The sequence below is a fragment of the Serratia silvae genome (assembly GCF_023282985.1).
Taxonomy (GTDB): domain Bacteria; phylum Pseudomonadota; class Gammaproteobacteria; order Enterobacterales; family Enterobacteriaceae; genus Chania; species Chania silvae.
The window spans coordinates 1-5,472 of record NZ_JAGQDC010000039.1 but is presented as its reverse complement, the minus strand read 5'-3'; the positions used below and the strand labels follow the sequence as shown (position 1 = coordinate 5,472).

The window sequence follows — 5,472 nt, the reverse complement described above, 5'->3', positions numbered from 1 at the left end:
CTCAGAAGTGAAACGCCGTAGCGCCGATGGTAGTGTGGGGTCTCCCCATGCGAGAGTAGGACACTGCCAGGCATCAAATAAGTAGAAAGCCTCATGCGAAAGCATGGGGCTTTTTGCTATGGGTCAATCACTCGGCTATCCCGAATTATCTCCTCATTGGTAAATGATTAAATATAACCAGATTGCCTGCTAGAAATATTCACGAGATTTTTAGTTCCGAACCCACCTTGCTATATTCATACATATCGTTAATACCTATAGGTTTTATATAACTCAGGCTTCTTTTTGTATCTGGATAATGAAGGGGTTATATCATCATGATTTACATAGAAGTTTTAAATTCCTGTGCAATCAGGGCTTATTAGATAACAAGAAATATCTGATTAATAAAAACAAATAATAGCCATGCGCGGCGAATCGAGTAGACTAGATGGTAATTTATTACGTAAGAGTATTTAAATCATGTCTACTGAAAGCGCGTCTTTAAAAAATCACAATACTTTTGCGCTCCCGGTCAACGCAGCGCATTTAGTCATTGCTGAAGAAATTGAAATGATGATTAAAACCTGGCAGCAAGCGCAAAAGCGCCAAGAGCCACTGCTGGTACTCGGTGAAGGGAGCAACGTCCTGTTCCTGGAGGATTTTGCCGGTACGGTCATGATTAACCAGTTAAAAGGTATCACCGTCAGGGAAGAGCAGGATGCCTGGCATTTGCATGTTAGTGCCGGGGAGAATTGGCACCATCTGGTTAGCCAGATGCTCGAGCGTGGCATCCCCGGGCTGGAAAATCTGGCATTGATCCCAGGGTTGGTCGGTTCGGCCCCGATCCAGAACATCGGGGCGTACGGCATCGAGCTCAAACAGGTCTGTGAGTATGTCGACCTGCTGAACCTGACTACGGGTGAAATCGATCGTATGGATCCTGAACGCTGCCAGTTTGGTTACCGGGAAAGCGTTTTTAAGCATGAGCTTAAGCAAGGCTTCGTGATTGTGGGCGTTGGTTTACGGCTTAGCAAACAGTGGCGTCCGTTGCTGAACTACGGCGACCTTACCAAGCTGGATCCCAAGACGGTAACGCCGCAGCAGGTATTTGACGCGGTATGCGCCATGCGGTGCAGCAAGCTGCCAGATCCACGTATTACGGGGAATGCAGGCAGCTTCTTTAAAAACCCACTGGTGAGTGGGGAAGCCGCTAAAACGTTATTAGCTCAATATCCTGCAATGCCACATTATCCACAGCCGGACGGGCAAGAAAAATTGGCTGCCGGTTGGCTGATCGATCAGTGTTCACTCAAGGGGCATCAGATCGGTGGCGCAGCGGTGCACCGTCAGCAGGCTTTGGTATTGGTAAATGTCGATAATGCCAGCAGCCAGGATGTGGTGGCACTAGCCAGACACGTGCGCAATACGGTAGCGCAGAAATTCGATGTCTGGTTAGAACCGGAGGTGCGTTTTATGGGGGCCACTGGTGAGCTGGATGCCGTAGAGGTCATTTCATGAGAGACACCACAGTTCCACTGAAGATCATCTCCCTATTGGCGGACGGCGAGTTCCACTCTGGCGAACATTTGGGTGAGTCATTGGGAATGAGCCGCGCAGCGATTAACAAGCATATTCAGACCATTCGGGAGTGGGGTTTGGATGTGTTCACGGTTCCGGGGAAAGGCTATAGCCTACCTGCGGCGATCAACTTGCTGGACGTTGAGCGCATTCTTGGCTTACTGGAAGACAAGCGGGTCACGGTGTTACCTGTCGTTGATTCAACCAACCAGTATCTGTTGGACAGGCTTGCAGAACTGACTTCCGGTGATGCCTGTATAGCCGAGTATCAGCAGGCAGGGCGTGGGCGGCGTGGGCGGCAGTGGGTTTCGCCTTTCGGGGCCAACCTTTATTTATCCATGTTTTGGCGTCTTGAACAAGGGCCAGCGGCCGCGATGGGGTTGAGCCTGGTTATTGGCATCGTGATGGCGGAAGTGTTGCAACGTCTCGGTGCAGAACAGGTCCGTGTGAAGTGGCCGAATGATTTATACCTTAACGATCGCAAGTTGGCCGGCATTTTGGTTGAACTGACCGGTAAAACCGGGGATGCAGCCCAGCTAGTGCTGGGAGCAGGCATCAATATGGCGATGCGCGAAACCAATGCCAGTCAGATTGATCAGCGCTGGATCAACTTACAGGAAGCCGGGATCACTATCGATCGTAATGAATTAGCCGCCAAATTGCTTAATGAGCTACGCAATTCATTACGGAAATTTGAAATAGACGGTTTAGCTCCCTTTATTTCACGCTGGCGTAAATTAGATAACTTTATCGATCGTCCGGTTAAACTATTAATTGGTGAACAACAGGTTTTCGGTATTGCCCGCGGTATTGATCAGCAGGGCGCATTGCTGCTTGAACAGGAAGGGGTAATTAAACCCTTTATTGGTGGTGAAATATCTTTGCGGAGTGCTGAATAAGTTAAAATAAGAGAGGTCGCAGGCCTCTCTTATTCCATTGATTATTTTCGTAACCGTACACTTTCCACCGCGTGATTGGCACTCTTCGTCATAATCAAGCTGGCTCTTTCGCGAGTTGGTAAGATATTCTGCTGTAAATTCAATCCATTAATCTCATTCCACAGCTGAGTGGCGATGTTGATCGCCTCCGTTTCCGGCAACTGCGCATAGCTATGGAAATAGGAGTCTGGGTTAGAGAACGCACCTTGGCGGAATTTCAGGAAGCGGTTGATATACCAGCTTTGCAATAGATCGCCAGGGGCATCAACATAGATTGAGAAATCAACAAAGTCGGAAACAAATACCCGGTGAGGATCGTGTGGATAGTCCATGCCGCTTTGCAAAACATTCAATCCTTCCAGGATCAGAATATCAGGCTGTTCGATAACTTTATTGCCTTCAGGCACAACGTCATAGATGAGGTGAGAGTATACCGGGGCAGTAACACGTTTGGCACCGGATTTAACTTCCGAAACGAATTTCACCAGGCTATGCATATCGTAGGATTGCGGGAATCCTTTCTTCTTCATCAGGCCGCGCTCGTTCAGCACCTTGTTCGGGTGCAGAAAGCCGTCTGTGGTGATCAGCTCCACGCTACGATGTTCCGGCCAGCGGCTCAACAACGCCTGCAATAAACGCGCTGTGGTACTTTTACCCACGGCTACGCTACCAGCAATGCCGATCACATAAGGAATGCGTTGGCCATCGGTGCCAAGGAATTGCTCCAGAACTGCCTGGCGACGCAGGTTAGAACTGATATAGAAGTTCAGCAACCGTGAGAGCGGCAAGTAGATCTGCGCGACTTCTTCCAAGGAGAGATCTTCGTTAATCCCTTTGAGTTTAACAATCTCTTCTTCCGACAGCGTCAGCGGCACCGAATCTCGTAACGCGGCCCACTGGCTGCGATCGAACTGAAGGTAAGGCGTCGCTAAAGATTGATCTCTTTTTATCATAAGCCAAATTCTGCCTGTTAACGCAGGTTGGGAAAGGCGCTGGACGCCAACTCCAGATAATAATCAAACTGCATATTATAGACAGCTGGCTTTTAGGCGTAGACTTTTTTCGCAATTGTGGTCGATTAGTGACAGTTTTTACCAATAGTGCGAACAGGCACGCAATTGAGAAAGGGTCTGTTGCAAGGCGGTATCACTGGGTAATGATACCGTTTTTCAGGTCAGCTGGCGGCGGCGCGAGAGGGTTGCTGAACGGCAAACAGCCGCTTGTAGTAAATCGCCGTAGGGTGGTAATACCCGTCGGGAGCCGCGGCGTAATCGGGTATCTCCCCGAGGCAACGATAGCCCAACGAGCGATACAGCCCTTCGGCTGCAGAACCGGCCTGGGTGTCCAGATAAAGCAGGCCACGGCGGATCTCAAGCGCCATTTTTTCCAGCGATTTCATCAACGCCTGCCCAACGCCATTGCGGCGGGCGCGGCTGTGCACCAGCAGTTTTTGTACTTCGGCCCGATTGCGGCCGTTCGGCTTTTGACACAGGGCTAGTTGGACGGTGCCAATGACGCCGCTTTCATCTCTGGCAATCCACAATAGCAACTCTCCTTTGGCCAAAGCAGGGCGTAGGCTATGGAAGTAGCTCTCGGCATCTTCGTGGGGAATTTGCGTGTCGTAACCTACTGAAGCCCCATGGGTGACCGCATCGGTGAGCAACTGCGCCAGTTCGGCGCGGTAAATGGGAAGCGTTGCCGCATTGATCAGGACAATTTTCATCGGTCATACCTCCTGGCTATTAGGGATAATGATGATAAGCAATAAGCGCGCCAATGCGGCTAACCTGTGCGGGTGCAGCCAGTTCAGGGACGAAAGCGGTATATTAGGCACCATCAGAGAGCACTTTCCTCTTTGTGGTGCACTCCCCCGATCGCGATTTTCAACCGTTTGATTGAGCGACACGACAAAGTGGCGGGAAAGCCTGAGTAGGGAGGTCTAGAATAGTTTAGATTATTGCCCATAATTGATGAAATTTTGCGCCTCTATTGTGAAAAATTGCGAGCCGGATGCAGAAATCGGCTGATTTGTGAGCGATAGTGCTTAGATCGCAATTTTTTTGTTGCATAGGCCGTCAGCTCTACCTAGAATGCGCTGCACTTGATGCCGGCTTAGCTCAGTAGGTAGAGCAACTGACTTGTAATCAGTAGGTCACCAGTTCGATTCCGGTAGCCGGCACCATTCAAGTGTAAAGTAGTTAAAAATCTGGTGGGGTTCCCGAGCGGCCAAAGGGAGCAGACTGTAAATCTGCCGTCACAGACTTCGAAGGTTCGAATCCTTCCCCCACCACCATATTGGACCCGAGGCACTGGGTCACACCGAACGGAATCATTAAGATGAGCATCGTTCGGGGAGGGTAAGAGCCTGATAGCAAGGTTCGAGTTTCACGAAGTGAGACAATGCCTTCAAACAGTTCGCGCCGCGTAACGGAAGTTGCTGGCACGAAGGGTGGAGAGTTAAGCGACGAACAATCCTTCTCTACGCCTTTAAAGTCTACAGAAAAGTCAGGTAGCCGAGTTCCAGGATGCGGGCATCGTATAATGGCTATTACCTCAGCCTTCCAAGCTGATGATGTGGGTTCGATTCCCACTGCCCGCTCCAAGATGTGCTGATATAGCTCAGTTGGTAGAGCGCACCCTTGGTAAGGGTGAGGTCGGCAGTTCGAATCTGCCTATCAGCACCACTTCTTAATTTCTCGCCCCCTGATTTTCTTTCTGTTTCCTGAATTCAACAAGCAAATGCTTGGTTGATGTGGTGATACCACCGATTTATCCGTGTCTTAGAGGGACAATCGATGTCTAAAGAAAAATTTGAACGTTCAAAACCGCACGTTAACGTCGGTACTATCGGCCACGTTGACCACGGCAAAACTACCCTGACTGCTGCAATCACTACCGTTCTGGCTAAAACCTACGGTGGTTCTGCACGTGCTTTCGACCAGATCGATAACGCGCCAGAAGAAAAAGCTCGTGG

General features: G+C 49.9%; 5 protein-coding genes, 4 tRNA genes and 1 rRNA gene. 8 read left to right on the top strand and 2 right to left on the bottom strand.

Annotation, left to right across the window (positions count from 1 at the left end; all coding sequences use genetic code 11):
- The 3 genes from rrf to birA all read left to right on the top strand — a co-directional run.
- A 5S ribosomal RNA gene (gene rrf / locus KAJ71_RS23750) occupies positions 1-72 on the top strand; the annotation flags it as partial.
- Between the two features lie 390 nt (positions 73-462).
- Complete coding sequence (gene murB / locus KAJ71_RS23085; RefSeq protein WP_248947778.1) at positions 463-1,500, top strand: UDP-N-acetylmuramate dehydrogenase; 1,038 nt, start codon at positions 463-465, stop codon at positions 1,498-1,500.
- Positions 1,497-2,459 carry a bifunctional biotin--[acetyl-CoA-carboxylase] ligase/biotin operon repressor BirA gene (birA, locus tag KAJ71_RS23080; RefSeq protein ID WP_248947777.1) on the top strand — a complete coding sequence of 321 codons (963 nt, stop codon included), beginning with the start codon at positions 1,497-1,499 and terminating at the stop codon, positions 2,457-2,459. The genes murB and birA overlap by 4 nt, the downstream gene beginning before the upstream one ends.
- 41 nt (positions 2,460-2,500) lie before the next feature.
- On the opposite strand, the gene coaA is transcribed toward birA, so the two are convergent.
- Entirely contained in the window at positions 2,501-3,451 is a 951-nt protein-coding gene (gene coaA, locus KAJ71_RS23075) for a type I pantothenate kinase (RefSeq protein ID WP_021808140.1), read from the bottom strand.
- Positions 3,452-3,672: 221 nt separating this feature from the next.
- Positions 3,673-4,221: a GNAT family N-acetyltransferase gene (locus KAJ71_RS23070; RefSeq protein ID WP_121608045.1), complete on the bottom strand. Its 549-nt coding sequence runs from the start codon at positions 4,219-4,221 to the stop codon at positions 3,673-3,675.
- Positions 4,222-4,604: 383 nt separating this feature from the next.
- Between KAJ71_RS23070 and KAJ71_RS23065 the strand changes: the two genes are divergently transcribed.
- From KAJ71_RS23065 to KAJ71_RS23045, 5 genes are all read left to right on the top strand, one after another.
- Positions 4,605-4,680: transfer RNA gene (locus KAJ71_RS23065), tRNA-Thr, on the top strand.
- Between the two features lie 26 nt (positions 4,681-4,706).
- Positions 4,707-4,791, top strand: a tRNA-Tyr gene (locus KAJ71_RS23060).
- Between the two features lie 234 nt (positions 4,792-5,025).
- A tRNA-Gly gene (locus KAJ71_RS23055) sits at positions 5,026-5,100 on the top strand.
- 6 nt (positions 5,101-5,106) lie between these two features.
- A tRNA-Thr gene (locus tag KAJ71_RS23050) sits at positions 5,107-5,182 on the top strand.
- A gap of 111 nt (positions 5,183-5,293) precedes the next feature.
- Positions 5,294-5,472: GTP-binding protein (locus tag KAJ71_RS23045; protein ID WP_248947779.1), on the top strand; the 179-nt coding region annotated here is incomplete at its 3' end.

Excerpts from the sequence above, each read along its gene's own strand:
- KAJ71_RS23070 (WP_121608045.1), bottom strand. The coding sequence starts at position 4,221 with ATGAAAATTGTCCTGATCAATGCGGCAACGCTTCCCATTTACCGCGCC.
- coaA (WP_021808140.1), bottom strand. The coding sequence starts at position 3,451 with ATGATAAAAAGAGATCAATCTTTAGCGACGCCTTACCTTCAGTTCGAT.
- murB (WP_248947778.1), top strand. The coding sequence starts at position 463 with ATGTCTACTGAAAGCGCGTCTTTAAAAAATCACAATACTTTTGCGCTC.
- birA (WP_248947777.1), top strand. The coding sequence starts at position 1,497 with ATGAGAGACACCACAGTTCCACTGAAGATCATCTCCCTATTGGCGGAC.